General features: G+C 56.8%; 28 protein-coding genes. 13 read left to right on the top strand and 15 right to left on the bottom strand.

The features are described 5' to 3' along the window. From rlmH to lipA, 8 genes are all read left to right on the top strand, one after another. On the top strand, positions 1-471 hold the full coding sequence (gene rlmH / locus ACLI4M_RS16150) for a 23S rRNA (pseudouridine(1915)-N(3))-methyltransferase RlmH (protein ID WP_012442067.1): 471 nt from the start codon (positions 1-3) through the stop codon (positions 469-471). 34 nt (positions 472-505) lie between these two features. Continuing rightward, positions 506-2,410 (top strand): peptidoglycan DD-transpeptidase MrdA, encoded by a 1,905-nt coding sequence (mrdA, locus tag ACLI4M_RS16145; RefSeq protein WP_048916773.1) that lies wholly within the window; start codon positions 506-508, stop codon positions 2,408-2,410. A gap of 6 nt (positions 2,411-2,416) precedes the next feature. Next, complete coding sequence (gene mrdB / locus ACLI4M_RS16140) at positions 2,417-3,529, top strand: peptidoglycan glycosyltransferase MrdB (protein ID WP_048916774.1); 1,113 nt, start codon at positions 2,417-2,419, stop codon at positions 3,527-3,529. A gap of 13 nt (positions 3,530-3,542) precedes the next feature. Further along, complete coding sequence (gene rlpA, locus ACLI4M_RS16135) at positions 3,543-4,655, top strand: endolytic peptidoglycan transglycosylase RlpA (RefSeq protein ID WP_133624182.1); 1,113 nt, start codon at positions 3,543-3,545, stop codon at positions 4,653-4,655. 107 nt (positions 4,656-4,762) lie between these two features. Further along, positions 4,763-5,974 (top strand): D-alanyl-D-alanine carboxypeptidase DacA, encoded by a 1,212-nt coding sequence (gene dacA, locus ACLI4M_RS16130; RefSeq protein ID WP_133624183.1) that lies wholly within the window; start codon positions 4,763-4,765, stop codon positions 5,972-5,974. A 152-nt stretch (positions 5,975-6,126) separates the two neighbouring features. Further along, the gene (gene ybeD / locus ACLI4M_RS16125; protein WP_048916777.1) at positions 6,127-6,390 is read left to right on the top strand and encodes a DUF493 family protein YbeD; all 264 of its coding nucleotides are present in this window, start codon (positions 6,127-6,129) and stop codon (positions 6,388-6,390) included. Positions 6,391-6,474: 84 nt separating this feature from the next. After that, positions 6,475-7,134 (top strand): lipoyl(octanoyl) transferase LipB, encoded by a 660-nt coding sequence (lipB, locus tag ACLI4M_RS16120; protein WP_133624184.1) that lies wholly within the window; start codon positions 6,475-6,477, stop codon positions 7,132-7,134. 195 nt (positions 7,135-7,329) lie between these two features. Continuing rightward, the gene (gene lipA / locus ACLI4M_RS16115; protein ID WP_133624185.1) at positions 7,330-8,295 is read left to right on the top strand and encodes a lipoyl synthase; all 966 of its coding nucleotides are present in this window, start codon (positions 7,330-7,332) and stop codon (positions 8,293-8,295) included. 120 nt (positions 8,296-8,415) lie between these two features. Here lipA and tatE read toward each other — a convergent pair whose 3' ends face one another. The 6 genes from tatE to ACLI4M_RS16085 form a co-directional block, all read right to left on the bottom strand. Next, positions 8,416-8,607, bottom strand: coding sequence for a twin-arginine translocase subunit TatE (tatE, locus tag ACLI4M_RS16110; protein ID WP_048916781.1), 192 nt, complete (start codon positions 8,605-8,607; stop codon positions 8,416-8,418). A gap of 117 nt (positions 8,608-8,724) precedes the next feature. Continuing rightward, positions 8,725-9,495 (bottom strand): amino acid ABC transporter ATP-binding protein, encoded by a 771-nt coding sequence (locus tag ACLI4M_RS16105; RefSeq protein WP_062818351.1) that lies wholly within the window; start codon positions 9,493-9,495, stop codon positions 8,725-8,727. Next, complete coding sequence (locus tag ACLI4M_RS16100; protein ID WP_062818352.1) at positions 9,492-10,445, bottom strand: amino acid ABC transporter permease; 954 nt, start codon at positions 10,443-10,445, stop codon at positions 9,492-9,494. Before ACLI4M_RS16100 ends, ACLI4M_RS16105 begins: the two co-directional genes overlap by 4 nt. Continuing rightward, the gene (locus ACLI4M_RS16095; protein WP_048918784.1) at positions 10,442-11,329 is read right to left on the bottom strand and encodes an ABC transporter substrate-binding protein; all 888 of its coding nucleotides are present in this window, start codon (positions 11,327-11,329) and stop codon (positions 10,442-10,444) included. The genes ACLI4M_RS16100 and ACLI4M_RS16095 overlap by 4 nt, the downstream gene beginning before the upstream one ends. A 2-nt stretch (positions 11,330-11,331) precedes the next feature. Continuing rightward, on the bottom strand, positions 11,332-12,135 hold the full coding sequence (locus ACLI4M_RS16090; RefSeq protein ID WP_133624186.1) for a deaminated glutathione amidase: 804 nt from the start codon (positions 12,133-12,135) through the stop codon (positions 11,332-11,334). Between the two features lie 2 nt (positions 12,136-12,137). Further along, positions 12,138-13,097, bottom strand: a complete 960-nt coding sequence (locus ACLI4M_RS16085; RefSeq protein WP_133624187.1) for a PhnD/SsuA/transferrin family substrate-binding protein — start codon at positions 13,095-13,097, stop codon at positions 12,138-12,140. 129 nt (positions 13,098-13,226) lie between these two features. On the opposite strand from ACLI4M_RS16085, the gene ACLI4M_RS16080 reads away from it, so the two are divergent. Further along, on the top strand, positions 13,227-14,585 hold the full coding sequence (locus ACLI4M_RS16080) for an aminotransferase class I/II-fold pyridoxal phosphate-dependent enzyme (RefSeq protein WP_133624188.1): 1,359 nt from the start codon (positions 13,227-13,229) through the stop codon (positions 14,583-14,585). Here ACLI4M_RS16080 and ACLI4M_RS16075 read toward each other — a convergent pair. The 3 genes from ACLI4M_RS16075 to pagP form a co-directional block, all read right to left on the bottom strand. Continuing rightward, positions 14,569-14,994: a GNAT family N-acetyltransferase gene (locus tag ACLI4M_RS16075; protein WP_062818354.1), complete on the bottom strand. Its 426-nt coding sequence runs from the start codon at positions 14,992-14,994 to the stop codon at positions 14,569-14,571. The genes ACLI4M_RS16080 and ACLI4M_RS16075 overlap by 17 nt on opposite strands. Before the next feature lie 382 nt (positions 14,995-15,376). Then, complete coding sequence (gene cspE / locus ACLI4M_RS16070; protein ID WP_004156612.1) at positions 15,377-15,586, bottom strand: transcription antiterminator/RNA stability regulator CspE; 210 nt, start codon at positions 15,584-15,586, stop codon at positions 15,377-15,379. 152 nt (positions 15,587-15,738) lie between these two features. After that, positions 15,739-16,308: a lipid IV(A) palmitoyltransferase PagP gene (gene pagP / locus ACLI4M_RS16065; RefSeq protein ID WP_048916785.1), complete on the bottom strand. Its 570-nt coding sequence runs from the start codon at positions 16,306-16,308 to the stop codon at positions 15,739-15,741. Positions 16,309-17,361: 1,053 nt separating this feature from the next. Here pagP and ACLI4M_RS16060 point away from each other — a divergent pair. From ACLI4M_RS16060 to ACLI4M_RS16045, 4 genes are read left to right on the top strand one after another with little or no spacing between them, the layout of a single operon-like run. Then, entirely contained in the window at positions 17,362-18,057 is a 696-nt protein-coding gene (locus ACLI4M_RS16060) for an MtnX-like HAD-IB family phosphatase (RefSeq protein WP_133624190.1), read from the top strand. Then, positions 18,054-18,911, top strand: coding sequence for an alpha/beta hydrolase (locus ACLI4M_RS16055; RefSeq protein WP_208864888.1), 858 nt, complete (start codon positions 18,054-18,056; stop codon positions 18,909-18,911). Before ACLI4M_RS16060 ends, ACLI4M_RS16055 begins: the two co-directional genes overlap by 4 nt. Continuing rightward, positions 18,908-19,264 carry an EamA family transporter gene (locus tag ACLI4M_RS16050; RefSeq protein ID WP_099753370.1) on the top strand — a complete coding sequence of 119 codons (357 nt, stop codon included), beginning with the start codon at positions 18,908-18,910 and terminating at the stop codon, positions 19,262-19,264. Before ACLI4M_RS16055 ends, ACLI4M_RS16050 begins: the two co-directional genes overlap by 4 nt. Continuing rightward, complete coding sequence (locus tag ACLI4M_RS16045; RefSeq protein WP_133624192.1) at positions 19,264-19,644, top strand: DMT family transporter; 381 nt, start codon at positions 19,264-19,266, stop codon at positions 19,642-19,644. The genes ACLI4M_RS16050 and ACLI4M_RS16045 overlap by 1 nt, the downstream gene beginning before the upstream one ends. A gap of 44 nt (positions 19,645-19,688) precedes the next feature. Here ACLI4M_RS16045 and ACLI4M_RS16040 read toward each other — a convergent pair whose 3' ends face one another. The 6 genes from ACLI4M_RS16040 to ltnD all read right to left on the bottom strand — a co-directional run bounded on the left by ACLI4M_RS16040 (position 19,689) and on the right by ltnD (position 26,523). Next, entirely contained in the window at positions 19,689-21,068 is a 1,380-nt protein-coding gene (locus ACLI4M_RS16040) for an aspartate aminotransferase family protein (protein ID WP_048918648.1), read from the bottom strand. Positions 21,069-21,494: 426 nt separating this feature from the next. Continuing rightward, complete coding sequence (locus ACLI4M_RS16035; protein WP_099753373.1) at positions 21,495-22,850, bottom strand: GntP family transporter; 1,356 nt, start codon at positions 22,848-22,850, stop codon at positions 21,495-21,497. Positions 22,851-22,947: 97 nt separating this feature from the next. Further along, entirely contained in the window at positions 22,948-23,724 is a 777-nt protein-coding gene (locus ACLI4M_RS16030; RefSeq protein WP_133624193.1) for an HPr family phosphocarrier protein, read from the bottom strand. A gap of 2 nt (positions 23,725-23,726) precedes the next feature. After that, positions 23,727-24,350 (bottom strand): 3-oxo-tetronate 4-phosphate decarboxylase, encoded by a 624-nt coding sequence (gene otnC / locus ACLI4M_RS16025; protein WP_048916789.1) that lies wholly within the window; start codon positions 24,348-24,350, stop codon positions 23,727-23,729. Beyond that, positions 24,347-25,609 (bottom strand): 3-oxo-tetronate kinase, encoded by a 1,263-nt coding sequence (gene otnK, locus ACLI4M_RS16020; protein WP_133624194.1) that lies wholly within the window; start codon positions 25,607-25,609, stop codon positions 24,347-24,349. The genes otnC and otnK overlap by 4 nt, the downstream gene beginning before the upstream one ends. After that, on the bottom strand, positions 25,609-26,523 hold the full coding sequence (gene ltnD / locus ACLI4M_RS16015) for an L-threonate dehydrogenase (protein ID WP_048916791.1): 915 nt from the start codon (positions 26,521-26,523) through the stop codon (positions 25,609-25,611). Before ltnD ends, otnK begins: the two co-directional genes overlap by 1 nt. Positions 26,524-26,634 lie beyond the last annotated feature (111 nt).

Genomic DNA, 26,634 nt, shown 5'->3' with positions numbered 1-26,634 from the left:
GTGAAGCTGCAACTGGTCGCCGTTGGCACCAAAATGCCGGACTGGGTTCAAACGGGTTTTATGGAATATCTGCGTCGGTTTCCGAAAGATATGCCATTCGAGCTGACTGAGGTCCCGGCCGGAAAGCGCGGCAAGAATGCCGATATCAAACGCATTCTGGAAAAAGAAGGCGAAATGATGCTGGCAGCCACCGGTAAGGGCAACCGCATCGTCACGCTGGATATACCCGGCCAGCCGTGGGAAACCCCACAGCTCGCCAGTCAACTGGAACGCTGGAAGCAGGATGGCCGCGATGTCAGCCTGTTGATTGGCGGACCGGAAGGCCTGTCACCCGCCTGCAAGGCCGCGGCGGAACAAAGCTGGTCACTCTCAGCGCTGACCCTGCCCCATCCGCTGGTTCGCGTGTTGGTTGCAGAGAGTTTGTATCGTGCATGGAGCATTACTGCGAATCATCCTTATCATCGTGAGTAACGGATAAGGCTAACCGGACAGACAAAAGCAGCGGATGAAATTACAACGTAACTCCTTTCGTGACTATACCGCCGAGCAGACGCTGTTTGTTCGTCGGGCGCTAATCGCATTTTTTGGCATTTTGCTGCTTTCCGGTGTGCTGGTGGCGAACCTTTACCACCTGCAAATTACCCGCTTTGACGACTACAGCACGCGCTCCAATGAGAACCGCATCAAACTGGTTCCGGTCGCGCCCAGCCGTGGCATTATCTTCGACCGTAATGGCGTCCCCCTGGCGCTTAACCGCACCATTTACCAGCTCGAGCTGGTGCCTGAAAAAGTCGATAACCTGCAGCAAGTCCTGCAGGAGCTGAAGCCTATCGTCGATCTGACCGATGAAGATATTGAAGCATTTGAAAAAGAGCGCAAACGCTCGCGTCGCTTTACCTCTATTGCGGTGAAAACCAGCCTGAATGACGTTCAGGTAGCGCGTTTTGCCGTCAATCAGTACCGTTTCCCCGGCGTTGAAGTCAAAGGCTATCAGCGCCGCTACTACCCTTACGGCTCCGCCCTGACCCACGTGCTCGGCTACGTGTCGAAAATTAACGACCGCGACGTTGAGCGCCTGGATAAAGAGGGCAAGTGGCCCAACTATGCTGCCACCCACGACATCGGCAAGCTGGGTATTGAGCGCTATTACGAAGATGTACTGCACGGCAAAACGGGGTATGAAGAGGTCGAAGTGAACAACCGCGGCCGCGTTATTCGCCAGCTGCACGAGCAGTCTCCGCAGGCCGGGCGCGATATCTACCTGACGATTGACCTTAAGCTCCAGCAGTATATTGAGACGCTGCTGGCGGGCAGTCGTGCCGCCGTAGTGGTCAGCGATCCGCGTAACGGTGAATTACTAGCGATGGTCTCCATGCCCAGCTATGACCCGAACCTGTTTGTCGACGGTATCTCCAGCAAGGACTATAACCGCCTGCTGCATGATGAAAACCGCCCGTTGATTAACCGCGCGACACAGGGCGCCTACCCTCCAGCGTCCACGGTGAAACCGTATATTGCGGTGTCCGCCCTGACCGCCGGCGTCATCACCCGCAACACCAGCCTGTTTGACCCGGGCTGGTGGCAGCTGCCCGGGTCCGAAAAACGTTTCCGCGACTGGAAACGCTGGGGCCACGGCCGCCTGAACGTCACCAAATCGCTGGAAGAGTCCGCGGATACCTTCTTCTATCAGGTTGCCTATGATATGGGCATCGACCGGCTCGGCGAGTGGATGAGTAAATTCGGCTACGGCCATCTTTCCGGTATCGATCTGATCGAAGAGACCGCCGGCAACATGCCCACCCGTGACTGGAAGATGAAGCGCTTCAAGAAACCCTGGTATCAGGGGGACACCATACCGGTGGGTATCGGCCAGGGGTACTGGACCGCCACGCCGGTACAGATGAACAAAGCGTTGATGATCCTGATTAACGATGGCGTGATTAAAACTCCGCATCTGATGATGGACGCCATGCAGGGCAGCACTAAAGTGCCATGGCGTCAGCCGCCGGAGGCCCCGGTCGCAGACGTCCACTCCGGCTACTGGGAAATTGCCAAAGACGGCATGTATGGCGTGGCGAACCGTCCAAACGGTACTGCGCGTAAGAGCTTTGCGGACGCTTCCTATAAAATCGCCGCCAAGTCAGGTACCGCACAGGTATTTGGCCTGAAAGCGAATGAAACCTATAACGCCCACAAGCTGACGGAACGCCTGCGCGACCACAAGCTGATGACGGCCTTTGCGCCTTACGATCATCCCCGCGTGGCCGTCACTATCATCCTTGAGAACGGCGGCGCAGGTCCGGCCGTCGGGACTATCATGCGCCAGATCCTCGACCACATTATTCTTGGCGATAACAATACTAACCTGCCTGACGCTGCGCCAACGCCGCCAGGCTACGAAGGTGAATAACCGGTTATGAATGATAGCCATCAGAAAAGGACAATCTGGACGCGTATCCATATTGATCCGACATTTTGCCTGATCATCGCCGCGCTGCTGATTTACAGCGCGCTGGTGATGTGGAGTGCCAGCGGCCAGGATCCGGGCATGATGGAGCGCAAGCTCGGTCAGATTGCCATGGGAGTGGTCGTGATGCTGGTGATGGCGCAAATCCCGCCGCGCGTATATGAAGGCTGGGCGCCCTACCTCTATATAATCTGCGTGATCTTGCTGATCGCGGTGGACGCCTTCGGGCAGATCAGTAAAGGGGCACAGCGCTGGCTGGACCTCGGCGTGGTGCGCTTCCAGCCCTCGGAGATTGCCAAAATCGCCGTACCGCTGATGGTGGCACGCTTTATTAACCGCGATGTCTGCCCGCCGACCTTGAAAAACACCGCCATCGCGCTGGTGCTGATCTTTATGCCAACCCTGCTGGTAGCGGCACAGCCGGATCTCGGTACTGCAATATTGATCGCTGCCTCCGGGCTGTTCGTGCTGTTCCTCTCCGGCATGAGCTGGAAGCTGATCGCCATTGCAGTGCTGCTGGTGGCGGCATTTATTCCGGTGCTGTGGTTCTTCCTGATGCACGACTATCAGCGCGACCGCGTGATGATGCTGCTCGACCCGGAAAGCGACCCACTCGGCGCGGGCTACCATATTATCCAGTCGAAAATCGCCATCGGCTCAGGCGGGCTGCGCGGTAAGGGCTGGCTGCATGGAACCCAGTCACAGCTTGAGTTCTTGCCCGAACGCCATACCGACTTTATTTTTGCGGTACTGGCCGAAGAATTAGGATTAGTCGGGGTACTGATTCTGCTGATACTCTACGTGCTGCTGATCATGCGTGGCCTGACGATGGCTGCACGTGCGCAGACCACCTTTGGTCGCGTGATGGCCGGTGGATTAATGCTGATCTTCTTTGTCTATGTTTTTGTTAACATTGGCATGGTAAGCGGTATATTGCCGGTGGTAGGCGTGCCGTTACCGTTAGTCAGCTATGGCGGCTCCGCACTGATCGTCCTGATGGCCGGGTTTGGCATCATAATGTCGATTCACACCCACCGAAAACTGTTGTCGAAGAGCGTTTAAGAGGCATAAACACATGCGTAAGGATTGGCTTTGGGTTGCCCTGGCATCAGCACTGCTGGCAGCCTGTACTACAGACAACGACCAGCAGGCGCCGGTCACGCAGCAGCAGGCCGCCTATAACGGCCCGGTGGTGGAGATTGGCGGTGCAGAGCCGCGTTATGAACCGTTTAATCCCGGCACCCTGCAGGATTACTCGGTTAACGGCAAAAGCTACACGGTAGTGAAAGACCCGTCGAATTTTAGCCAAACCGGTCTGGCTGCGTCGTATGGCGAAGAGATGGGCACCAATCGTACCGCCACGGGTGAAGAGTTTGACCCCAATGCCATGACGGCGGCACACCCGACGCTGCCGCTGCCAAGCTACGTGCGCGTCACGAATCTGGCCAACGGCCGCATGATCGTAGTACGCGTCAACGATCGTGGTCCCTACACGCCTGGCCGTATTATTGACCTGTCGCGTGCCGCCGCAGATCGCCTGAATACCTCGAACAACACCAAAGTGCGCGTTGACTTCATCAGCGTCGCGCCGGACGGTAGCCTTTCCGGCCCCGGCACCATCGGGACCACGGTCGCTAAGCAGAGCTATGCCCTGCCTTCACGCCCGGATATCGGTGGCGGCATGACCATGGGCGCAGGCGCTGCCGTTATGAGCAACTCGCAGCCGCAGCAATACAACAGCCCGCAGCCGCAGGAAGTGCAGCAGCAGCAGTCGCGCCCGGTGGATAACAGCACCCTGAATAGCGAAGACAATATGGGCGCGCCAGTGCGCAGCAGTGGCTTCCTCGGTGCCGCACAGCCATTGCAAAACGGCGTGCTGGAAGGCAGCGAACCGGTTGCCGCCCCTGCTGCAGTGGCCGCTCCGGCCGCAGCAGCGGCTGCTGCCCCAGCTGCCAGCGCCTCCGGCACCTACGTGGTGCAGGTCGGCGCGCTGAGCGACGGCACCCGCGCCCGCGCGCTCGCCAGCAGCCTCGGCAAGCAGTTCGGCGTCCCCGGCTCTGTCGATAGCCGCAACAATGTTTATCGCGTGCAGCTGGGCCAATTCAGCTCGCGTTCGCAGGCCGCCGCTTTGCAGCAGCGACTGGCGAATGAAGCCCAGCAGCAATCGTTTATTACCGTCGCACCTTAAGCAGGTAAATCCCCCCTTTCCCGCCTGAATTAGGCGGGTTGTGGCTGGATGATTTTGCTATAGTGAGTCACTTTTTTAACTTAGCCCATGGATGTTGTAGTCCTTACATGAACACTTTGAACCCATCCCGATTACTGAAACGCCTGACGACAGGCACCCTGATCGCGCTCAGCCTCAACGCTGTCGCTCTTGCCGATGACGTCAACATCAAAACCATGATCCCCGGCGTGCCGGACATTGACGCTGAAGCCTATGTTCTGATCGACTACAACTCAGGTAAGGTACTGGCAGAGAAGAATTCCGACGCGCGTCGCGACCCGGCCAGCCTGACCAAAATGATGACCAGTTACGTTATCGGTCAGGCGGTGAAAGCGGGCAAAATCCATCAGGATGATATCGTCACCGTGGGCAAAGATGCCTGGGCAACCGGTAACCCGGTATTCAAAGGCTCTTCTCTGATGTTCCTGAAGCCAGGCGACCGCGTGCCGGTTTCCCAGCTGACGCGCGGTATCGTGCTGCAGTCCGGTAATGACGCCTGCGTGGCGATGGCCGACTATGTGGCCGGCAGCCAGGACGCCTTCGTCGGGCTGATGAACAACTATGTGAAAGCGCTGGGCCTGCAGAATACTCACTTCCAGACCGTGCACGGTCTCGATGCCGAAGGCCAGTACAGCTCGGCGCGCGACATGGCGCTGATTGGCCGTGCGCTGATCCGCGACGTGCCGGATGAGTACGCGGTTTACCATGAAAAAGAGTTCACCTTTAACAATATCCGCCAGATGAACCGTAACGGCCTGCTGTGGGATACCAGCCTGAACGTTGACGGCATTAAAACCGGGCATACTGATGCGGCGGGTTACAACCTGGTGGCCTCCGCGACAGAAGGCCAGATGCGCCTGATCTCTGCGGTAATGGGCGGTCATACCTACAAAGGGCGTGAAACAGAAAGTAAAAAACTGCTGACCTGGGGCTTCCGTTTCTTTGAAACCGTTGCGCCACTGAAGGCCGGTAAAGAGTTTGCTTCTGAGCCGGTGTGGTTCGGTAACAGCGATCGCGTACAGCTGGGCGTCGAGAAAGATGTCTATCTGACGATTCCACGCGGCCGTATGAAAGACCTGAAAGCCAGCTACACCCTGAGCAATACTGAACTGCACGCGCCGCTGAAGAAAAATCAGGTGGTAGGCAGCATCAACTTCCAGCTGGATGGCAAAACCATTGAACAGCACCCTCTGGTGGTTCTGAACGATATGCCGGAAGGCGGTTTCTTCGGCCGCATCGTTGACTACATTAAGCTGATGTTCCATCACTGGTTTGGTTGATCCCCGCTGTGATTAAGGGTCGATCGCCGTGCACCAGACGGGCCGAGCGCCGATCGGCTCCTACTTGAAATCTTCCTGAAATATCCCCATATTGTTAGTATCTGTGAACTCCCGCTACGGCGGGAGTCCTTATTTGTGTCACCGGAGTCAATATGAAAACCAACCTTAAAGAACTGCTCGAATTCCCCACCTCTTTTACCTATAAAGTGATGGGGCTGGCGCAGCCAGAGCTGGTCGATCAAGTGGTTGAAGTGGTGCAGCGCCATGCGCCGGGTGACTACTCACCGGACGTGAAGCCCAGCAGTAAAGGCAACTACCATTCGGTGTCGATCACCATCACCGCAACGCATATCGAGCAGGTCGAAACCCTGTATGAAGAATTAGGCAAAATCGAAATTGTTCGCATGGTGCTGTAATTCCTGAATGCTGGTGAGGGCATGGTTCTTGCCCTGCACCAGCGTTATACTACTCCCCCTGTTTTGCCAACCGGACCCTTCGCTTTGCCTCCAGAAACTCTGATCGTTCGCCAGCTTGGCCTGCAGCCATGGGCACCCGTTTCCCTCGCTATGCATCAGTTCACTGACCAGCGCGATGATGCGACGCCGGATGAGATCTGGCTGGTCGAGCATCACCCGATATTTACCCAGGGTCAGGCGGGAAAAAGCGAGCACCTGTTAATGCCTGGCGACATTCCAGTCGTGCAGAGCGATCGCGGTGGCCAGGTGACCTATCATGGCCCCGGTCAGCAGGTGATGTACGTGATGGTGAATCTGAAGCGGCGTAAAGTTGGCGTGCGCCAGCTGGTCACCGCCATCGAACAGACGGTGGTGGAGACGCTGGCACAGCTCGGCGTTAGCGCCAGCGCGCGCGCGGATGCCCCCGGGGTCTACGTTGACGGCAAAAAAATCTGTTCGCTTGGTCTGCGCATTCGCAACGGCTGCTCTTTCCATGGCCTGGCGCTCAACGTGGCGATGGATCTCACCCCGTTCCTGCGCATCAACCCCTGCGGTTATGCCGGGCTGGAAATGACCCAGCTGTCGCAGCTTAAGCCGACGGTGCAAATGGCTGATGTAAAGCCGTTGCTGATTGAGAATTTTGCCCGCCAGCTGGCAATTACTGACATTCAGTGGAGCAATAGCGCAGAACTCCCGCTAACATAGCGGATAAAATGGCGATTGATTTACAATTCTGTAACGCTTCTCGCACTGCCAGTGCTGAATCTGCCGCGCGGAGATGATATAATTTTTTGCGCTTTATCAAAAAAAGTTGAAAGTCACCAACTCATTGAGTGTTCGCGGTAATGCAGATTCGGCAACGAATTGACTACCGTAATCCAACCTGGAACCTGCAAGATTATGAGTAAACCGATCGTGATGGAACGCGGTGTCAAATACCGCGATGCAGACAAAATGGCGTTGATCCCGGTGAAAACCGTGGTGACCGAGCATACGGAAGTGTTACGTAAGCCGGAATGGATGAAAATCAAACTCCCCGCCGATTCCAGCCGTATTCAGGGCATCAAAGCCGCGATGCGCAAAAATGGTCTGCACTCCGTTTGCGAAGAGGCTTCCTGCCCTAACCTTGCCGAGTGTTTCAACCACGGTACCGCGACCTTTATGATCCTCGGGGCTATCTGTACCCGCCGCTGCCCATTCTGCGATGTGGCACACGGCCGCCCAACCCTGCCAGATGCTAACGAGCCGGGTAAACTGGCGCAGACTATCGCCGATATGGCGCTGCGCTACGTGGTGATCACTTCCGTTGACCGCGACGATCTGCGCGACGGCGGTGCTCAGCACTTTGCCGACTGCATTACCGCCATCCGCGAGAAAAGCCCCACGATTAAGATCGAAACGCTGGTGCCGGACTTCCGTGGCCGTATGGATCGCGCCCTGGACATTCTGGTTGCCACTCCGCCAGACGTGTTCAACCATAATCTTGAGAACGTGCCGCGCGTTTACCGCCAGGTTCGCCCGGGTGCTAACTACGACTGGTCGCTGAAGCTGCTGGAACGCTTTAAAGAAGCGCATCCGCACATTCCAACCAAGTCCGGCCTGATGGTCGGTCTGGGTGAAACCAACGCCGAAATCGTTGAAGTAATGCGCGACCTGCGTCGCCACGGTGTGACCATGCTGACGCTGGGGCAGTATCTGCAACCAAGCCGTCACCACCTGCCGGTACAGCGCTACGTTAGCCCGGCTGAGTTTGATGAAATGAAAGAAGCCGCAATGGAAATGGGCTTCACCCACGCGGCCTGCGGCCCGTTTGTGCGCTCTTCTTATCATGCCGATATGCAGGCGAAAGGATTAGAGGTCAAATAAGCCTGAAGGGGTCAGGCATGCCTGACCCGGTTTAAAACGGGAGGGGCATGCCCCTCCCCTACGATTCAGGCATAAAAAAACGGATGACCCAGTCATCCGTTTTTTTATGCCTGAACAACATCACTCTTTAGGAGCAATCTTCTCGGCGGGCTTTGCTTCAGCCGCAGCAGCATTATCGTCATTCATGGCCTTCTTGAAGCCCTTAATCGCTGAGCCCAAATCGCCACCCAGGGTACGCAATTTCTTAGTGCCGAATAACAGTACGATTAATGCGCCGACGATCAGCAGTTTGGCGAGACTGATACCTTCCATACTTACCTTCTTCTATTTACCTGACCGTCATCACGGCCTTTAACCGACCTGTATTAACGCGCTGAACGTGCGGGAATACAACTGCAATCTGTAACAGAATATGCAGCGGCGATCTTATCAGATAAAACGGCTAAGAAAAGCCTGGGTGCGCGGATGCTGCGGGTTGACCAGCACGGCTTCCGGCGGCCCCTGCTCCACCACATGTCCACCGTCCATAAACACCACCCGGTCAGCCGCTTCACGCGCAAAGCCAATTTCATGCGTTACCACCACCATGGTCAGCCCGCCATCGGCCAGCGTGCGCATCGTGGCCAGCACCTCACCGACCAGCTCCGGGTCCAGTGCCGAGGTCGGCTCATCAAACAGTATCAGTTTCGGTTTAATTGCCAGCGCCCGGGCAATCGCCACGCGCTGCTGCTGCCCCCCTGAAAGATGGCGCGGCCAGGCATCGGCCTTATCGCTTAAGCCAACGGTCGCCAGCAGCTCACGCGCCTCACTCATCGCTTCTGCCCGCGGGCGCTTGTGCACACCGACCGGCGCTTCAATAATATTTTGCAGCACCGTCATATGCGGATAGAGATTGAACTGCTGAAACACCATGCCGATCTCCTGGCGCTGGCGGGCAATACGCTTTGGCGACAGGCGATGCAGCAGCCCCTTTTTCAGCTCAAAGCCAACCTGCTGTTCGCCGATCATAATCGAGCCGGCGTTAAGCTCTTCAAGATGATTAATGCAGCGCAGGAAGGTCGACTTACCGGAGCCGGAAGGGCCGAGGATCACCACCACTTCCCCCGGCAGCACGTCGAGGTCGATCCCCTTCAGCACCTGATTATCGCCGTAACTTTTTTGTACGTTGCGCGCCCGTACCAGCGGTTCAGCTCTGCTCATCGTTCTTCCTTCTGGACCAGGGGACGTACTGCCATCGCTGGCGGGTGCTTTTTACTGCTGGCAACCACCCGGCGCGTACCGCGAGCGTAGTAGCGCTCAATCGCCGACTGGCCGACGTTCAGCACCGAGGTGATCAGCAGATACCAGATCACCGCCACCATCAGCATCGGGATAATTTCAAAGGTGCGGTTGTATACCGCCTGCACCGAGTACAGCAGGTCACCCATCGCGATGACGCTAACCAGAGACGTCGCTTTAATCATGCTGATCAGCTGATTGCCGGTCGGTGGAATAATGGCGCGCATCGCCTGCGGAATAATGATGCGCCGCAGCGCCCGCGCCCGGCTCATGCCGAAGGCCTGGGTGGTCTCAACCTGGCCGTTATCCACCGACTGCAGCCCGGCACGAATGATCTCCGCCATATACGCGGCTTCGTTTAACGCCAGCCCGGCAATCGCCGCGGTCAGCGGGGTGATCACATCGTTGGTATTCCAGCTCGCCAGTATCGGCCCACCAAACGGCACCGCCAGCGAGATCTGCGGAAACAGCGTCGAGAGGTTGTACCAAAATATCAGCTGCACCAGCAGCGGCGTGCCGCGAAAGAACCAGATGTACAGACCGGCCAGGCCGCTCATCAGGCGATTATCGGACAGGCGCGCCACCGCCAGCAGCAGGCCAATCGCCACGCCAAGCAGCATGGAGACCACGGTCAGACCGAGCGTCACTTTCAGCCCGGTCAGCACCGACCCCTCCATAAACCACTGGTACACCACGTTCCACTCGAAATTAGGATTGGTGGCGATTATCCAGAGAAAATTCACCGCGACCGCCAGCACCAGCAGCCAGCCGAGCAGTCGTCCGTAGCGGGGAGCGCTGAGAGCCGAGGCCACATCGCGTCGCTGTGCGTCTGTCCGATCCCTGGTTGAAGATTGCGTGGCGGGCTGGGTCATTTTGCTGCCCCCTGCGCAAGGTTACGTCCCGGCGCGCTGATAATGTTGCCGCTCAGCTGCCATTTTTTCATGATCGCTGCATAAGTCCCGTTGGCGAACAGCACTTTATAGGCGTCAAGCACCACTTCCCCGAGCGGAGAGTCTTTCGGCACCACGGTGCCCTGGAAAATATCGCCAAAACCATTTTTCTGGCCGGTGCCGGTCAACTCCAGCTGCCCTTCCGCCTTCTGCACAAAATAGACCAGCGGCGCCTGAGAGGAGAAGAACGCATCGGAACGTTTTGAGCGCACCGCCAGAATCGACGATGGCTGGTCGGTGAACGACTGCACGGTCACCGCCGGTTTGCCTGCGGTGGTACAAACGGTCGACTGCTTGCGGATCACCTGCTCAGCTGAACCGCCCGCCATCACCGCAATGCGCTTTCCGCAGGTATCTTCCAGCCCGTTGATGTGAGCCGGGTTGCCTTTCTGTACGGCAAACACCACGAACTCCTGTACAAAATCGATAAAGTCATTTTTCTGCTGACGGTCCGGATAGTCGCCAACCGGGCCGATTGCCAGCTGGTAGCGGCCGGATTTTATTCCGGCCAGCAGGCCAGGCAGACCGCTGACGGTGGCGTGCTCAATTTTCACCCCCAGCAGCTGTGCCAGCGCTTCGGTGAGGTCGGCTGAAGCACCGGTCATCGACGTTGGGCCTTCCACTATTTCATACGGCGGGAAGGAGCCGTTGTTTACCGAGGTCATCTTTCCGGCGCTCTTCACCGCGTCCGGCAGGCGATCGTGCAGCGCCGGGTCCATCTTCTGCACCGGAATAGCTTCAGCCGCGTGGCTGGCCGCGCTCAGCGTGGTCAGCATCAGCGCCAGTGCAATAGCGTGTTTATTCATGGTCATTGCGCCTCCCCGGCGTCAAGTTCTGGGCGGGCAAAACGGCGATTAGCCAGCACGGGCAAGGCACGGCGCACATCCTGAATACGCTGTGGATCAAGGTCAGCAAACACCAGCGCAGGGCCTTCTGCGGCCCTGGCAATCGCCACGCCGAGCGGATCAACCACCAGACTGTTGCCAATATTACGTGGACCACACTCGCCGACCGCCACCACGTAGCAGGTATTTTCCAGCGCACGCGCCGTCACCAGCACTTCCCAATGCATCTCCTTCAGCGGGCCTTTTACCCAGGCCGCAGGCAGCACCAGCAGGTCCGCACCGTCCAGCACCAGGCGGCGCGCCAGCTCCGGGAAGCGGATGTCATAACAGGTCATCAGCCCGACCTTCATGCCGTCAACCTCCACCAGCGGCGGCACCTCGTTACCGGCGGTCACATTGCGCGACTCCTGCATCGCAAAGGCGTCGTACAGGTGCAGCTTGTCGTAGCGGGCGATAATCTCGCCATTGCGCATCGCCACCAGCACGTTCAGCGCACGGCCGTCTGGAGTAGGTACGTGTACCGTCATCATGGTGGTCAGGGTATTTTCCCGGCTTGCCGCCAGCATCTGAGTGAGAAACGGCCCGTCGAGCGGCTGCGCGGCTTTCAGTACCAGATCCGGATCGGTGATATCACGCGCCAGCACCCCTTCCGGCAGCACCAGCAGACTTGCCCCCTGCTGCTGCGCCTGAGCCATTAAACCGATGCAGATATCGGCGTTTTCCTGCCACTCGCGGCTGACCGCGAACTGTCCTAATGCCACTTTCATCGTTATGCTCCTGGGGTCATTGCCGGAAACAGTGCTTGCGCAGTCAGGCGTTCAGCCGTCAGCCCCTGAGCAAACAGCTCCAGGCAGAAATCGTTGATCATCTTCTTATTAGCCTGGAAGCCGTTGGCATTCCAGCCGGCAGGTAAATCCTGCGCGGTGCGCCGCAAATCGTCGAGCAGCCACGGGGTCGTGTCGGCATACTTCTCGCGCTTCTGCTGCCAGACGCGGGCAGATTCATCAATCAGGGCGCTGAGTTCGCTGGCGATACCCGGGTGGCGCTCTTCCAGCCCGCCTTTCAGCGCCAGCAGATGAATGCCGGGGATATAACCGCAGCGCTGAAAGTACTCCAGCTCGGCCTGGCGAAAGTCGGTTTGTAGCTGACGTAACCCGGAATCCGGCAGGAAAAAGCCCTCCGGCATAAAAGGCGTAAACACCGCATCCAGCTCACCGGCGCGCAGCAGGTCGATCAGCGGGTGTTCTCCCGGCGCGGCCTCTATCCGGCCAGGGCGACCAAAACCATTCAGGCGATCGACGATCGGATGGTCACCCGTCAGGCGGCCGACAAACCAGTAAGCGTCATCGATTTCGACTCCGGCTTCACGCAGCAGCGTGCGCGTCCAGGTGTTGCCCGAATCCTGCCAGCCGGTGAGACCGATTTTCCTGCCTTTCAGCTGGTCCAGGGAGGTCAGCGGGCTGTCAGCGGTGGTGATAATGCAGCGCTGGCGGAAACCGCGCATCAGGAAATGGGGCACCGCCAGCAGGCTGAAATCCCCGCGCGCACGGGCCTGAGCAAAGCGACTGAAAGAGACTTCGGCCGCGTCGTACTGCTCGCTGTTTGCCAGATCGCCGACCAGCGTCGCAACGCGATGCACCTCCAGCTTAAATCCCTGAGGGCGAATATCCCCCAGCGCCAGCGGCGTAAAATAGTCCCAGTCGCGTACCGCCAGCCTGATGGTCACCATGTGCAATCTCTCCGGTTTAGCGCAGCCCTGCCGCGTTCAAAAAAACACCAATACCTGCTTGAATTTGATACTAGATCGATAATATTATCTGTACAATGTTTTCTTTGTTACTGAACAAATGGATTTCTTATGACCACGCTGCTGGATGTGAACTGGTTGAGTGCCCGCATTGAAGAGGCTTCAGTGAAAGGGATCACCGCGACGACTGCGCGGCTGATCCGCGAAGGTGAGATCCCGATTGGCACCCAGCTGCCGGCGGTGCGCGATCTGGCAGAGAAGCTCGGCGTCAGTCCGGCGACGGTCTCCGCCGCATGGGGAGAGTTAAAGCGCCATAAGGTCATTGCCGGTAAGGGCCGTAGCGGGGTGTGGGTATGTGGCGATCAGGTCACGCCACGCCCGGTGCGCTTTGAAAAAATTGGTCACTACGGCAGCCAGATCAAAGCCGATCTGGCGATGGCTTCCCCCGACCCTGACCTGCTTCCCGATCTCAGATGCGCCATACAGCAGGGGATCCTGGCGCCCAATCTCAACAGCTATCAGCGCGAGGCGATCGCCCCGGCCCTGCTGGCCGCCGTGCAGGGCGACTGGCCTTTTGTCGCCGAAGCTTTTCTGGCAACCGACGGGGGCTATGATGCGATGAACTGCATTATGCAGACGCTGTTTTCACCCGGCGATAAAGTGGTGATCGAAGATCCGACTGCCACGCGCCTGTTGGATATGCTGGATAATATCGGGGCGGAAGTTCTGCCGCTGGCCTGCGATGAGCAGGGGCCGCTGCCCGGCCCGCTAAGCCTGCTGCTGCGCCAGCGCCCGGTCGCCATTATTTACCAGCCGCGCACCCACTCCGCCACCGGCCATACGCTCAGCGAAGCGCGCAGCAGTGAGCTGGCAGCGGTGCTGAGCGGCACAACGCCGTGGATTGTTGAAGATGACGGTATCGGCGCACTGTCAGCGCATCCGCTGTGGAGCCTGGGGCGTTTCTTCCCCGAGCGCACGCTGCACGTGCGTTCATTCTCTAAAGCGTATGGTCCCGATCTGCGGCTTGGCGTGCTTTCGGGGCCGGAAGCGCTGGTGAAGCGCATTCGGTCATGGCGCAACTTCGGTGCCAGCTGGACCAGCCGCATTCTGCAGCAGAGCGTAGCATGGATGCTGGCTGACGAGGGGGTTCAAAAGAGTATCGCGCAGGCGCGTGAAGTGTATCGTCAGCGGCGGCAGCGCCTGCTCTCCGCCCTGAACCTGCGCGGCGTGGCGCTGCCGGATCGGGATGGGTTAAGTATTTATCTGCCGGTGCAGTCGGAGCAGTTTGCGATGATCACCCTGGCCGCCAGGGGCATTGCCGTGCTGCCAGGGGAGCGCTGCCGCAGCGGCAGCGGGCAGTTTGTGCGCGTCAGTACCTCCATGCTGCCTGAACATCTGGTAGACGAAGTTGCCGACGCGCTGCTGATCGCCAGCGGTCGCGAGCCGGGGGCGATCAGGTCAGATCTTTGATGTGATAGCGCGGGGACTCTTCATAACCCTCGCGCGCATAAAAAGCATTGGCCTTTTCACGGCGCTGGTGACAGTGGACTTCCATACGGTCACAGCCGCGCTCGGCGGCCAGCCGTTCAGCGTGCTGCAACAGCTGCTGCCCGGCCCCTTTGCTACGCTCTCCTTCGGCAATGCAGAAGTAGCTGATGCGCGCAAAATCTCCGGCCAGCGCCAGCTGTGGGATAAAATGCAGCGAGAGGAACCCCAGCACCGTATTACCCTGCTCGGCCATTAACAGCCTCTCTGTATCATCCGCCATCAGTTGGGCAAGACGCCGTTCAATGAACGGCGCGGTATCGGCATATCCCAGTTCCGCTAACAGAGCGCTGAGGGCAAATGCATCTCTCGATTCAGCCAGACGAATATTCATTACTCATTCTCCGAAGTCAGCCAGCAGCAAAGGTTAGCAGTCAACATCTCTGCTTATGTTTATAGCCTTAGCGCAGCGATCCCTGCAAGGAGACAGATCACACGGTAATGTTACAGAAGCTGATTAATGTAAGATTTAGCTTACTCATTAACGATGAGGGCGAGCGTTAATGTTTCCTTAATACTGTTTCGGCACACTGGTTATCATTCAGCCATCCGAGGGGATAATGATGAACTGGCTTCCGCGCAGTAAAAACGAACTACTTGCCTTCACTCTGGCCTGTGCCGCAACGCTCGTCTGGCTGGTACAGTATCTCAGCTAGCGATCTGCAGGCGAAAAAAAACCCGCCTTCAGGCGGGTTTTAAGAATTCTGTCTGATAACTTAAATAGCGGCAACGTTAGCAGCAGATGGGCCTTTGGCGCCGTTGGTGATTTCGAACTCTACGCGCTGACCTTCTGCCAGAGTTTTGAAACCGTTGCTCTGGATGGCAGAGAAGTGAACGAACACATCTTTGCTACCATCTTCAGGAGTAATGAAACCGAATCCCTTGGACTCATTAAACCACTTAACGCTACCTTTGATCTTAGACATCTATATTACCTTTACATGAAAAATGGACACTAAACTGTGTCGAGGGTTAGTACAGCAATTGCGAAGGCTTTTGTCCAGTAGCCGACGACGAAAAAGTGATAAATATCGACTTTTTTTTACCCTATGTCATTTTGATGACAGGCCTGGCGCCATCAAAACTGCCAGCGCAGCCAGGCGAAATAGACGTTACCGTTATTGTAAGTACCCGGAATATAAGTCATCTGGAAAGTTGCTGGTCCATATCCCACCGAGGCTAATGGCAGCACTAATGGGATGGGAATATAGTTCCAGTTGTCACGCATCGTCACCCCGGCGGTATAACCAAGGCCAAGATGAAAATCGCGATCGTTCAGTGGTCGCCAGGTTTTCTCCCAGCCATAGCCACCAATCGGCTCCCACTTATTGAAGGAGTCTTTAAACGCCATCAGATAGATGCCGTTCCAGTTACCCTTTTCATCATAATGGGAGATCCCGCCCCCGGCACCCCACGGACGTTCGTTGTACTTATCCGTTTTCTCTTTGTCATAAGTCCAGCGGTTATGCCATGTGATAGCCGGGACATAGAGATCGACCGTCTGCGGGTCGTTCCACGTTTCGCTGACGTTATCACTAAATGCCTGCCAGGTATCAGAAATGCCATCTACCAGAGTCGCGGCCTGTGCAGCCTGAAGCCCTACCCCGGCGACCAGCGCGGAAAGGGATATAATCGTTTTGATTTTCATACTAAATTTCACAGCTCCCTGGATGGCGCTATCTTACGGCATCCTGAAAAGGTCAAAAAATGTCGACCGAAAATAATCAATGCTTGTGGAAATGATTATATCAAACTCACCTAAACACTCCATTAATCACTAACTTATTAAGAGATTGATGAAAATGAATTTTTATTCACTCAGCGAGCAAAACTATTGATATGGTTGAATAAAAAAGAATCTGCCCGCAGAGTTATAACGCCAGGAATTTTCGCAATTATCAGGAAACATATTCCGATTATCACGCCAGTACTAGCTTAGCTCTGTCTTTACACTTTGTTTTAAGCATTATGTAAACAAAATTGACTGAAATCATCAAAAGGCCATCACAGTTGATAACTTTTATCATTTAACAATCTATAATGTCGAGAAAAATCAGTTTAAATTATTTAATTCAATGAGTTATGCATTTAAGGGATTTTACTAAATCAATTAATTTTATTTATAGATCTCTGCGTTTTTTTTGATAAGATAATTCTTACCAACCACGGGACTGGGAACGGTGAGGTGTCAATAATGCTAAGGTGTGGCAGATGCGGGTGTCGTAAGTTTATTTTTACTACCGCCGGCGATGAATTCGATAAACCCCACGGCGCTATCTGCGCGCTTTGTCACAAGCAGCTAAACGCGCGAGATATACGTATCAATTTTAGGGAAATTTCTTCAACCTGGCCGGCCACCTACGGTGATGACACACCTGTCTACCGTCATCCTGATAAAACCTGAAAATTTTCTCACCCCGTAGCGGCTCATGGTGAACGCCTTTCACCATTATTATTCTTTATCTCTTCCTGCTACTCCCTATTATCTCTCATCGCGATTTACCCCCCGTTGATATCCGCTGACTTACTCTGCCCCTGCAAACCAAAGAATAACCGCTGCGGACAATTACGGCGTTAAGGATGACAAATGAAGAGGTTATTTTCCTCATCAAACCAGGCCTCCAGGCCAGATGGTCAGTTATCAGGAAACTTACTCCTGATATAGCGTAATCAGTTATCAAATTAAGTTGCGGGTAAATCAATGACGCTTCCCGAAATAATCCCTCCCGGCAGCCACGCCAGCTGGACTGTTTTTTGCGATTTTGACGGCACAATTAGCGGCCAGGACGTGACTGACACGCTGATGGCGCAGTTTGGTATGCCGGGATGGCAGCAGCTTGAAGAGCGATGGGTGCAAGGGGAAATTGGCTCCCTCGCCTGTCTGAGTGGGCAAGTCGCCCTGCTGGATGCATCGCGCCAGCAGCTGGAAAGCTGTCTGGATAATATCGAGCTCGATCCTCATTTCGCGGCTTTCGCGCGCTGGTCACGCTTAAACCATGTTCCTCTCTATATTGTCAGTGACGGGTTGGATTATGCCATCGCGTATCTGCTGCGCAGGGAGCGGATTTCCGGGGTGCCCATTTTCGCCAACCGCTTGCAGCAGATTGCGCAGCGGCGCTGGCGGTTAAGCTCTCCCTATTCTGACACGCTGTGCAGCCAGGCCAGCGGTACCTGCAAGTGCGCCCTCGTCAGGCGTCTGTCCAGACAGCATCTACTGACGATCGGCGATGGGCGCTCAGATTTCTGCGTCGCCGCTAAGGCCAGCCATGTGCTGGCCAAAAGCAGCCTGATCGCCGAGTGCCAACGAGCCGCTCTTCCCTTCACCCCATTCCATGATTTCAGCGAGGCTCAAACCTATCTTGAGGCTCTGCTCACTCGCCCGCAGGCATCTTCATGAAATATGACTATTGGCTAACCGGGGGCAGCCAGGGGGTATTGTTGATTCATGGCTTAACCGGAACGCCGACCGAAATGCGCGGCGCAGCGAGAGCGTTTAATCGCGCCGGTTTTACTGTCTATGCCCTCCAGCTGTCCGGGCATTGTGGCACGGTTGAAGACCTGGTCGCCACGCGCTGGCAGGACTGGTATCAGAGCGTGATCGACGGTGCGGATCGCTTGCGCCAGCAGGTCAGTACGCTGTTTGTTGCGGGGCTGTCAATGGGCGCATTGCTGGCGCTAAAGTACGCCTCTGACTATCCCAGCCGGGTTGACGGTGTGCTGGTTTATGCCGTTACCTTTCGCGGAGATGGCTGGAGCGTCCCAGCGCTAAAACGTATTATCGGCCCCTGGCTACTGCAGTTGGCCGCACGACTGAAAATAGGCAGCTGCCGTTGCGTTGATGAACAGCCCCCCTACGGCATTCGTAATGAACGCCTGCGTAAAAAAATTGCGGCAAAGATGTTGAGCGGTAACAGCGCCGCCGCCGGGCTTCGGGGTACCCCGTGGGCTTCGCTGAACGAAATGATCGTGCTGTCGCGCACGGTGCGTCTCAGGCTGCACTGCACCACTTCACCCTGCCTGATCCTGCACGCCAGCGAAGATGATATTTCCCACCGGCGCAATGCGGAACTGGTGCGCGACAGCGTGAGTGGCCCTGCAGAACTGGTGCTGCTGGCCAATAGCTACCATATGATCACTATTGATAACGATCGCCATGAGCTTTTTCAGCGTTCCATCGCTTTTATCAATCACTTCTCATCCCCTGACGGCACTCCCCGACCTGCGGTAGATGCCGACCGCCTGCTGCAATGAGCCGCCTGACGCTGCTGCTGTGGCTACTGACTACCCTGCTCGACTGCTGCGGGCAGCTCGCCTTTAAGACCGCAGCGCTAAGCAGCGCCCACAGCTCAGGCACGCAGCCGTGGCGTTATATGCTGGCCCGCCCCTGGGTCTGGCTGGGCTTTGTCAGTTACGCAGTCCAGTTTCTGCTGTGGCTGGCATTTCTCTCGCGGGTCGCGCTGTCGCAGGCCGTGCTGCTGGCATCGATTAACGTGGTAGCGATCATGCTGGCAGCCCGCTGGTGCTTTAACGAACGTCTTACTCGCTGGCGGCTGGCCGGCATGCTGTTGATTTCACTCGGCGTTATTATCGTGGGGCTCGGCTGATGAAAAAGTTTTACCTGGTCGGTTTTCTGGCGCTACTGATGTTCGATACGCTGGCGCAGGTCAGTTTTAAGCTTGCCGCACTTCACGCGGCCCCACTGACGCTGGATGCGGCATGGCTGTTACGTCTATTTAGCCAGCTATGGATTTACGCTGCGCTTCTCGGCTATGCCGGGGCATTCTTTACCTGGATGAATTTGCTGAGGTCTGCCCCACTCGGCCCGGCGTTTGCCGCCTCGCACCTTGAGATCCTCAGCGTGACGCTGGTTTCCGTCTGGCTGTTCGATGATGCGTTAACGCTGGTCAAAGCCCTTGGCGGCCTGTTGATTCTCGCCGGCGTACTCTGCCTGGCGAAAGGGGAAGCGGTGGCTCAGTCAGCATAAAAAGAGGCGCCTGATGGCGCCTCAACAACGGAAATAAAGCAGGATTAGCGCTGCTGTTTGGCGCGGGTCAATGCCTGGTCGAGCAGCGTTATGGCCTGGTCAATCTCCGCCCGACTGATTTCCAGTGAGGGTGCGAAGGTGATGACATTTTTATAGTAGCCGCCGACATCCAGCACCAGTCCGGTTTTCTGCCCCTGGTACTCCAGCGTGCCGGAGAGACCAATATCCACCATTTTGTCGAGCAGCGCTTTATCCGGGGTAAAGCCATCGGCCTGGCACAGCTCGGCGCGCAGGGCCAGGCCGAGACCATCGACATCACCGATCTCTTTATGCTGGCGCTGCAGGGTTTTGAGCCCCTCCAGGAAATAAGCGCCTTTTTCTGATACCTGCTTTTCATAATCCTTCTCGGCCAGCATCTGCATCACTTCCAGCCCCACCGCCGTTCCCAGCGGATTAGAGGCAAAGGTGGAGTGGGTGGAACCCACCGGGAAGATCTGCGGATTGATCATCTCTTCGCGTGCCCAAATTCCGGCGAGCGGGTTCAGTCCGTTGGTCAGCGCTTTGCCGAAGATCAGCACGTCCGGCGTTATACCAAAGTGTTCCACCGACCACAGTTTACCGGTGCGGTAAAAGCCCATCTGGATCTCATCCACCACCAGCAAAATACCGTGCTCATCCAGCACTTTTTTCAGCGCCGGGAAGAAATTGCGCGGTGGAATAACGTAACCGCCCGTGCCCTGAATCGGCTCAATATAAAAAGCCGCAAATTCCGCTTCGCGCACCCTGGGGTCCCAGACGCCGTGATACTCATTTTCAAACAGGCGGGCAAAATCGGCCACCAGCTTCTCGGCATACTCTTCCGCCGTCATCCCTCTTTGACGGCGGAATGGGTAGGGAAAGGGAATAAACTGGGCGCGTTCACCAAAGTGGCCGAAGCGGCGACGGTAACGATAGCTGGAGGTGATGGCAGAAGCGCCGAGCGTACGCCCGTGATAGCCGCCTTCAAAAGCAAACATCCGGCTTTTGCCGTGGGTGAAATTGCGCACCAGCTTCAGCGAGTCATCAACGGACTGCGACCCGCCCACGTTAAAATGCACCCGGCCCGGCAGGCCAAATTTGCGCTCCATATCCTGAGCAATCACCTTCGACAGCTCAATTTTTGTCGGGTGCAGATACTGGCTCGCCAGCTGTGGCAGAACATCGATCTGTTTTTTCAGCGCGTTGTCGAGACGGGGATTGGCATAGCCGAAATTGACGGCGGAGTACCACATCTGCAGGTCCAGATAAGGGGTTCCCTGGGCATCAAACAGATAACTGCCCTGGCAGCGTTCAAAGATTTTGGGGGGATTAACATAGTGGACGGTATCACCGTGCGAACAGTACCTGGCTTCATCTGATAACAGCTGCTCTTCATTCATGCTCATAGCATTTCCCGCATTTTCATTTTGAGAAGTGCGAGTATATCTGTTGGGTTTTATATTTAATGTAGTGAAAGGGTGATATTGAAGCGGCATTGATATTATGCGCAGGAATCGTCAAACGACACCTCAGGAAATAACAAACCAATAAAATAAATAATAAATTACATTTCAAAATCGTGGTTATAATTTCAAAACATACAATTACAGGCAGCCCGAATGAGTGACTCTTCAGGCTGCCAGAACGTAATCTTAGAATATCAACTTAAACACGCCCGTCACTGTTAATAAGCCAACGATAAAGATGATCGCAATAATCCAAAGGATAATTTTCATTCCATGCCCTCTAATGTAAAAAAAAGTCACTACGTTGTAGTGACTTGAGTATAGAAGAAGATAACTGATTCGCCTGGTTTGCGATGTTACCCGCTGTTACAGCAGCGCTGACAGCAGCCACACCAGTACAAAACCGGTCAGCCCCATCGCGGTAGTCAGCACGGTCCAGGTTTTCAGACCGTCGGCCACGGACAGGCCGAGATAGCGCGTCACCACCCAGAAGCCGGCATCATTGACGTGCGACAGGCCCAGCGCACCAAAGCAGGCCGAGAGCGTGACAAGCACCAGCTGAATATCGCTAATGCCCGCTACCGCCTGGGTCAGCAGACCGCTGGTGGTGAGGATCGCCACGGTCGCGGACCCCTGCGAAGCGCGCAGCGCCAGCGACAGAATAAACGCAGCGGGGATCAGCGGCAGATGAATGGTTTCCAGCGACAGCGCCAGCGCTTTACCCACCCCGGACTCCACCAGCACCTTACCGAATGCCCCACCGGCGCCCGCCACCAGGATCACTCCGGCAGAGCTGGGGATTGCGCGGTCCAGCATATCGCTCAGCTTGTCACGGCTCCAGCCACGGCGCAGACCGAGCAGCCAGGCCGATAGCGCCAGCGCAATCAGCAGCGCAATCGCTGGCGTACCGATCAGGGTTAACAGCTGGCGCAGCGTATTGCCTTCCGGCAGCACGGTATGCGCCAGCGTCCCGACCACGATCAGCACAATCGGCACGACAATCAGCGAAGAGATCAGCAGCGCGCCTGGCGGCTTCTCCTGGTTCTGGCGCGGGCTGTTTTCCGGTTTTGCCAGCTGCAGCTGCTCCAGCACGCTGAGCGACAGATGATACTGACGGCGGTTCATCGCTTTCGCCACGAAGTACCCCACCACGCCCACCGGGATCGATATCGCAATCCCCAGCAGCATCAGCCAGCCCATGTCGGTCCCCAGCAGTCCGGCCGCGGCCGCAGCGCCGGGGTGAGTCGGCAGCGCCACATGAACGGTCAGCATCACGCCCGCCATTGGCAGGCCATACTTCAGCGGCGAGACGCGGGCCACTTTGGTAAAACCGTAGATCAGTGGAATAACAATAATAAAACCGACTTCAAAAAAGACCGGAATACCCAGAATAAATGCTGCCATGGTGAGCGCCGCGACGGTGCGTTTAATCCCCAGCGTATGGGTAAAGCGCTGCGCCAGCGATTCTGCTCCGCCGGAGGCTTCAATAATTGCGCCGAGCATCGCCCCCAGCACAATGATGATGGTGATAGACCCCAGCAGACCGCCCATTCCTGAGACGATCACTTTCATAATATTATCTGCCGGGATGCCGGTAGCCATCGCCACCATCAGGCTGACAACCAGCAGAGCGACAAACGGGTGGATCTTTATTTTAATCACCAGCAGCAGCAGTATCAGCACGCTGGCCACAGCAATGGTTAAGAGCAGGGCGGTGGACATCTTTCAGACCTCATTATCGTTATATTGCCGCCGGATTCAGGCCGCAAGATTTCAGCGCTGCGCGTCATAAACACGCAGCGTTTAGCTAAACGTCCGCTTATTTATAGGCTGAGAACCAGCCCAGTCCTTCCAGCGTGGTGGTTCGTGGGAAATATTCGCAGCCGATCCAGCCCTGATACCCGCTGCGGTCCAGCAGATCGAACAGCCAGGGATAATTGATCTCGCCTTCATCCGGCTCGTGACGATCCGGGGCAGAGGCGATCTGAATATGCTGGTACTGCCCGGCAAACGCGGTGATCAGGTGGCTTAAATTGCCGTCCACCCGCTGCGCGTGGAACAGATCGAGCTGGCTGTACACGCCAGGCCGGTCGATGCGCTTCACCATCTCCAGCACTTGGTACTGGCTTGAGTAGAGATAGCCCGGCTTGGTTTGGGGATTTAACGCTTCCAGCAGAATGCGCACGCCGTGCGGAGCAAACTTATCGGCGGCATAGCGCACGTTGTCGATAAAGGTGCGGCAGTACGCCTGGCGATCGGCCCCCTCCGGCACCACTGCCGCCATGATATGCACCTGGCGACAGTCAAGCGCCAGCGCGTACTCCAGCGCGTTATCGATATCGCGACGCGCATCCTCTTCACGCCCCGGGATGGCGGAAACGCCCCACTCCCCGGCGGCAGTGTTGCCCGGTGCGGTATTAAACAGCACCAGCTCAAGCCGATTGCGCGATAACGCCTGCTTCAGCTGCGCGGCGTCATACTCATAGGGAAACAGAAACTCCACCCCACGAAAACCGGCCTGCGCCGCGGCGTCGAAGCGCTCCATAAAGGGAACTTCGTTAAACAGGGTCGAGAGGTTAGCAGCAAACTTAGGCATGTTCAGCTCCGTAATTCAGCCACTTCGGCATCGTTGAGATATCGAATCGGGCGGTCGCCCAGGGTAAAGATCAGCCGGGCAGTCTCTTCCAGCTCTTCGGTATTATCTGCCGCTTCGCGCAGGGTTTTCCCCACCACCACCGGGCCGTGGTTAGCCAGCAGGAATGCCTTATAGTGCGGAGCCAGTTTCGCGAGATCCTCTCCCAGCCGTGCATCGCCCGGACGGTAATAGGGCACCACCGGCACATCGCCGACGCGCATCACCACATACGGCGTGAACGGGCGAATGCAGTTCTGGGTATCCAACCCTTCCAGGCAGGAGAGCGCGGTCAGGTAGAGGCAGTGCAGATGCACAATCGCCCCGGCTTGCGGGTTGTTGAGGTAGATAGCCCGGTGGAAGCTGATCTCTTTCGAGGGTTTATCCCCACCAATCCACTCCCCTTCCGGCGTCACTTTTGATAAGCGATCGGCGACCAGTTCGCCAAGACAGGACCCGGTCGGCGTCGCCAGCAGGGTGCCATCTTCCAGACGCATCGATAAATTACCTGCCGAGCCGGTGGCATAACCGCGCTGGAAAAACGAGGCGCCTAATCGCACCATCTCTTCACGTGCCTGTTGCTCTGTCATACTGTGAACTCCGTCTGTGCGCGGGCAAAAAAGTTTTCATCGCCGAAATTACCGGATTTGAGCGCCAGCGAAACCGGCTGCCCGACGCCGCGCACCCAGGGAACGCCGGGAGAGATGGCCGGGCCAATATGGAAGGCATGAATGCCCAGCGTCTGTGCCACCACGCCGGAAGTTTCGCCCCCTGCGACGATAAAGCGCTGCCAGCCGCGCTGCTGCAGTTCGCGCACCACGGCAGCAAACAGCTGTTCAATCGCTTCGCTGCTGTTCTGGGCGCCGTACTGCTGCTGAATACGCTGCAGCACTTGCGGTTCGGCGGTGGCAAACAGCAGCGGGGCCAGCGCGTCAGTTTCATGCTCAGCCACCCAGTCGCATAGCGCGATGGCATACTCTTCCCGCTGGTTGAGCGCACGTTCAACATCTACCGCCTGCGCCGCCGCCTGCTGGCGATAGCGCGCTACCTGGCGGTTAGTCATGGTTGAGCAGGAGCCAGAGAGCACCACGGCACGCTCGCCCTGCGGCGCACCCGCGGCCTGAGCCTGAGCGCTGTCGTGCGCTGCGTTGGCCCACTGGCGCGCCAGGCCGATTGCCAGCCCGGAACCGCCGGTGACCAGCCGCATGTCGCGCAGCGCTTCGCCCTGGGTCAGCAGATGCTGTTCATTCAGCGCATCCAGCACCACGTAGCGCACACCCTGCTCTTGCAGCGCGCTCAGCGCTGCGCGCACGGCAGCGGCCCCGCGATCCAGCGTCGGGCTGGCAACCAGTCCTGCCTTACCGCGACTCTGCGCTTCCATCAGGCGCAGCAGATTACTGTCGGTCATCGGCGTCACCGGATGGTGGCGCATGCCGGAATCGGACAGCAGCTGGTCCATCACGAACAGATGCCCCTGATACACCGTGCGGCCATTGACCGGCAGCGACGGGGAGATAATGGTTTGCGATTCACCCAGCGCATCCAGCAGCGCGTCGGTCACCGGGCCAATATTGCCCTGAGCGGTGCTGTCGAAGGTGGAGCAGTATTTAAAATAGAAGCGCTCGCAGCCCTGCTGCTGTAGCCACTGCAACGCCTGGAGAGAATCTGCCACCGCTTTTTCAGGCGCACAGGAGCGCGACTTCAGGCTGACCACAATCGCATTGGCGTTTAGCTCCAGCGCCTCAGCAGGCACGCCATTCACCTGTACGGTGGACATGCCGTTCTGCACCAGGAAGCTGGCGATATCGGTCGCCCCGGTAAAATCATCTGCAATCACACCAAGACGCATTATTCCTGCTCCTTTTTACCCGGCAGCGTAATGCCGCTGAAAATTTTGATCACCGCGCTGTCATCTTCACGGCCATAGCCTGCGTTGCTGGCGGAGGTGAACATATTAAAAGCGGTGGAGGCCAGCGGCAGCGGGAAGTGCAGTGCTTTGGCGGTGTCGGCAACCAGGCCAAGATCTTTCACAAAGATGTCGACCGCAGATTTTGGCGAGTAGTCGCCATCAACCACGTGGCGCATGCGGTTTTCAAACATCCAGGAGTTACCCGCCGCGTTAGTCACTACGTCATACATGGTATCAAGTGGGATACCGGCCCGGGCGGCGAGCGCCATCGCTTCAGCCCCGGCAGCGATATGCACGCCTGCCAGCAGCTGATGAATAATTTTCACGGTCGAGCCGAGGCCGATTTCCGCGCCGATGCGATATACCTTGCCCGCCACCGCATCCAGCACCGGTTGCAGCAGCGTAAACGCCTGCTCGCTACCGGAGGCCATCACCGTCATCTCACCGCTAGCTGCCTTAGCCGCTCCGCCGGAAACCGGCGCATCCAGCATGATCAGCTGATGGGCCGCCAGCTGCTGTTCAATCGCCAGCGCATCCTGAGAAGAGATGGTCGAGGAGACCATGACCGCCGTTCCCGGCTTCAGCTTTGCTGCCAGCCCGCTCTCGCTAAACAGGATCTGCTTCACCTGTGCGGCATTCACCACCAGCAGCACGACGGCGTCCAGCTGCGCGGCAAAGCTATCGGCGCGGGGTTCGGCAGCCACGGCACCGCTGTCGCGCAGGGTTTGCAGCGCGGTCGGGTTGAGATCGACGCCGTAAGTTTTCAGGCCAGCTTTAATACAGGATTGCGCCGCACCCATCCCCATAGAACCGAGGCCAACGACACAGACCGACATAGATGTTGCGTTTGACATACGCTCTCCGTGTTAATTTTGGTGATTATTTGTTTTGTTGTGTGAAGTATAGGCGCTTTATGGTGATAATTTGGTGACCACGCTCACATTAATTAACAAGAGAAAGCGCAT

This window comes from Erwinia sp. LJJL01, assembly GCF_047300805.2.
GTDB classification, from domain to species: domain Bacteria; phylum Pseudomonadota; class Gammaproteobacteria; order Enterobacterales; family Enterobacteriaceae; genus Erwinia; species Erwinia aphidicola.
This window is presented reverse-complemented; position numbering and strand designations above follow the sequence as displayed.

What these genes read in the sequence shown, in the direction of transcription:
- mrdA (WP_048916773.1), top strand. Translation starts at nt 506, where the DNA reads ATGAAATTACAACGTAACTCCTTTCGTGACTATACCGCCGAGCAGACG.
- mrdB (WP_048916774.1), top strand. Translation starts at nt 2,417, where the DNA reads ATGAATGATAGCCATCAGAAAAGGACAATCTGGACGCGTATCCATATT.
- rlpA (WP_133624182.1), top strand. Translation starts at nt 3,543, where the DNA reads ATGCGTAAGGATTGGCTTTGGGTTGCCCTGGCATCAGCACTGCTGGCA.
- dacA (WP_133624183.1), top strand. Translation starts at nt 4,763, where the DNA reads ATGAACACTTTGAACCCATCCCGATTACTGAAACGCCTGACGACAGGC.
- ybeD (WP_048916777.1), top strand. Translation starts at nt 6,127, where the DNA reads ATGAAAACCAACCTTAAAGAACTGCTCGAATTCCCCACCTCTTTTACC.
- lipA (WP_133624185.1), top strand. Translation starts at nt 7,330, where the DNA reads ATGAGTAAACCGATCGTGATGGAACGCGGTGTCAAATACCGCGATGCA.
- tatE (WP_048916781.1), bottom strand. Translation starts at nt 8,607, where the DNA reads ATGGAAGGTATCAGTCTCGCCAAACTGCTGATCGTCGGCGCATTAATC.
- ACLI4M_RS16105 (WP_062818351.1), bottom strand. Translation starts at nt 9,495, where the DNA reads ATGAGCAGAGCTGAACCGCTGGTACGGGCGCGCAACGTACAAAAAAGT.
- ACLI4M_RS16100 (WP_062818352.1), bottom strand. Translation starts at nt 10,445, where the DNA reads ATGACCCAGCCCGCCACGCAATCTTCAACCAGGGATCGGACAGACGCA.
- ACLI4M_RS16095 (WP_048918784.1), bottom strand. Translation starts at nt 11,329, where the DNA reads ATGAATAAACACGCTATTGCACTGGCGCTGATGCTGACCACGCTGAGC.
- ACLI4M_RS16090 (WP_133624186.1), bottom strand. Translation starts at nt 12,135, where the DNA reads ATGAAAGTGGCATTAGGACAGTTCGCGGTCAGCCGCGAGTGGCAGGAA.
- ACLI4M_RS16085 (WP_133624187.1), bottom strand. Translation starts at nt 13,097, where the DNA reads ATGGTGACCATCAGGCTGGCGGTACGCGACTGGGACTATTTTACGCCG.
- ACLI4M_RS16080 (WP_133624188.1), top strand. Translation starts at nt 13,227, where the DNA reads ATGACCACGCTGCTGGATGTGAACTGGTTGAGTGCCCGCATTGAAGAG.
- ACLI4M_RS16075 (WP_062818354.1), bottom strand. Translation starts at nt 14,994, where the DNA reads ATGAATATTCGTCTGGCTGAATCGAGAGATGCATTTGCCCTCAGCGCT.
- cspE (WP_004156612.1), bottom strand. Translation starts at nt 15,586, where the DNA reads ATGTCTAAGATCAAAGGTAGCGTTAAGTGGTTTAATGAGTCCAAGGGA.
- pagP (WP_048916785.1), bottom strand. Translation starts at nt 16,308, where the DNA reads ATGAAAATCAAAACGATTATATCCCTTTCCGCGCTGGTCGCCGGGGTA.
- ACLI4M_RS16060 (WP_133624190.1), top strand. Translation starts at nt 17,362, where the DNA reads ATGACGCTTCCCGAAATAATCCCTCCCGGCAGCCACGCCAGCTGGACT.
- ACLI4M_RS16055 (WP_208864888.1), top strand. Translation starts at nt 18,054, where the DNA reads ATGAAATATGACTATTGGCTAACCGGGGGCAGCCAGGGGGTATTGTTG.
- ACLI4M_RS16050 (WP_099753370.1), top strand. Translation starts at nt 18,908, where the DNA reads ATGAGCCGCCTGACGCTGCTGCTGTGGCTACTGACTACCCTGCTCGAC.
- ACLI4M_RS16045 (WP_133624192.1), top strand. Translation starts at nt 19,264, where the DNA reads ATGAAAAAGTTTTACCTGGTCGGTTTTCTGGCGCTACTGATGTTCGAT.
- ACLI4M_RS16040 (WP_048918648.1), bottom strand. Translation starts at nt 21,068, where the DNA reads ATGAGCATGAATGAAGAGCAGCTGTTATCAGATGAAGCCAGGTACTGT.
- ACLI4M_RS16035 (WP_099753373.1), bottom strand. Translation starts at nt 22,850, where the DNA reads ATGTCCACCGCCCTGCTCTTAACCATTGCTGTGGCCAGCGTGCTGATA.
- ACLI4M_RS16030 (WP_133624193.1), bottom strand. Translation starts at nt 23,724, where the DNA reads ATGCCTAAGTTTGCTGCTAACCTCTCGACCCTGTTTAACGAAGTTCCC.
- otnC (WP_048916789.1), bottom strand. Translation starts at nt 24,350, where the DNA reads ATGACAGAGCAACAGGCACGTGAAGAGATGGTGCGATTAGGCGCCTCG.
- otnK (WP_133624194.1), bottom strand. Translation starts at nt 25,609, where the DNA reads ATGCGTCTTGGTGTGATTGCAGATGATTTTACCGGGGCGACCGATATC.
- ltnD (WP_048916791.1), bottom strand. Translation starts at nt 26,523, where the DNA reads ATGTCAAACGCAACATCTATGTCGGTCTGTGTCGTTGGCCTCGGTTCT.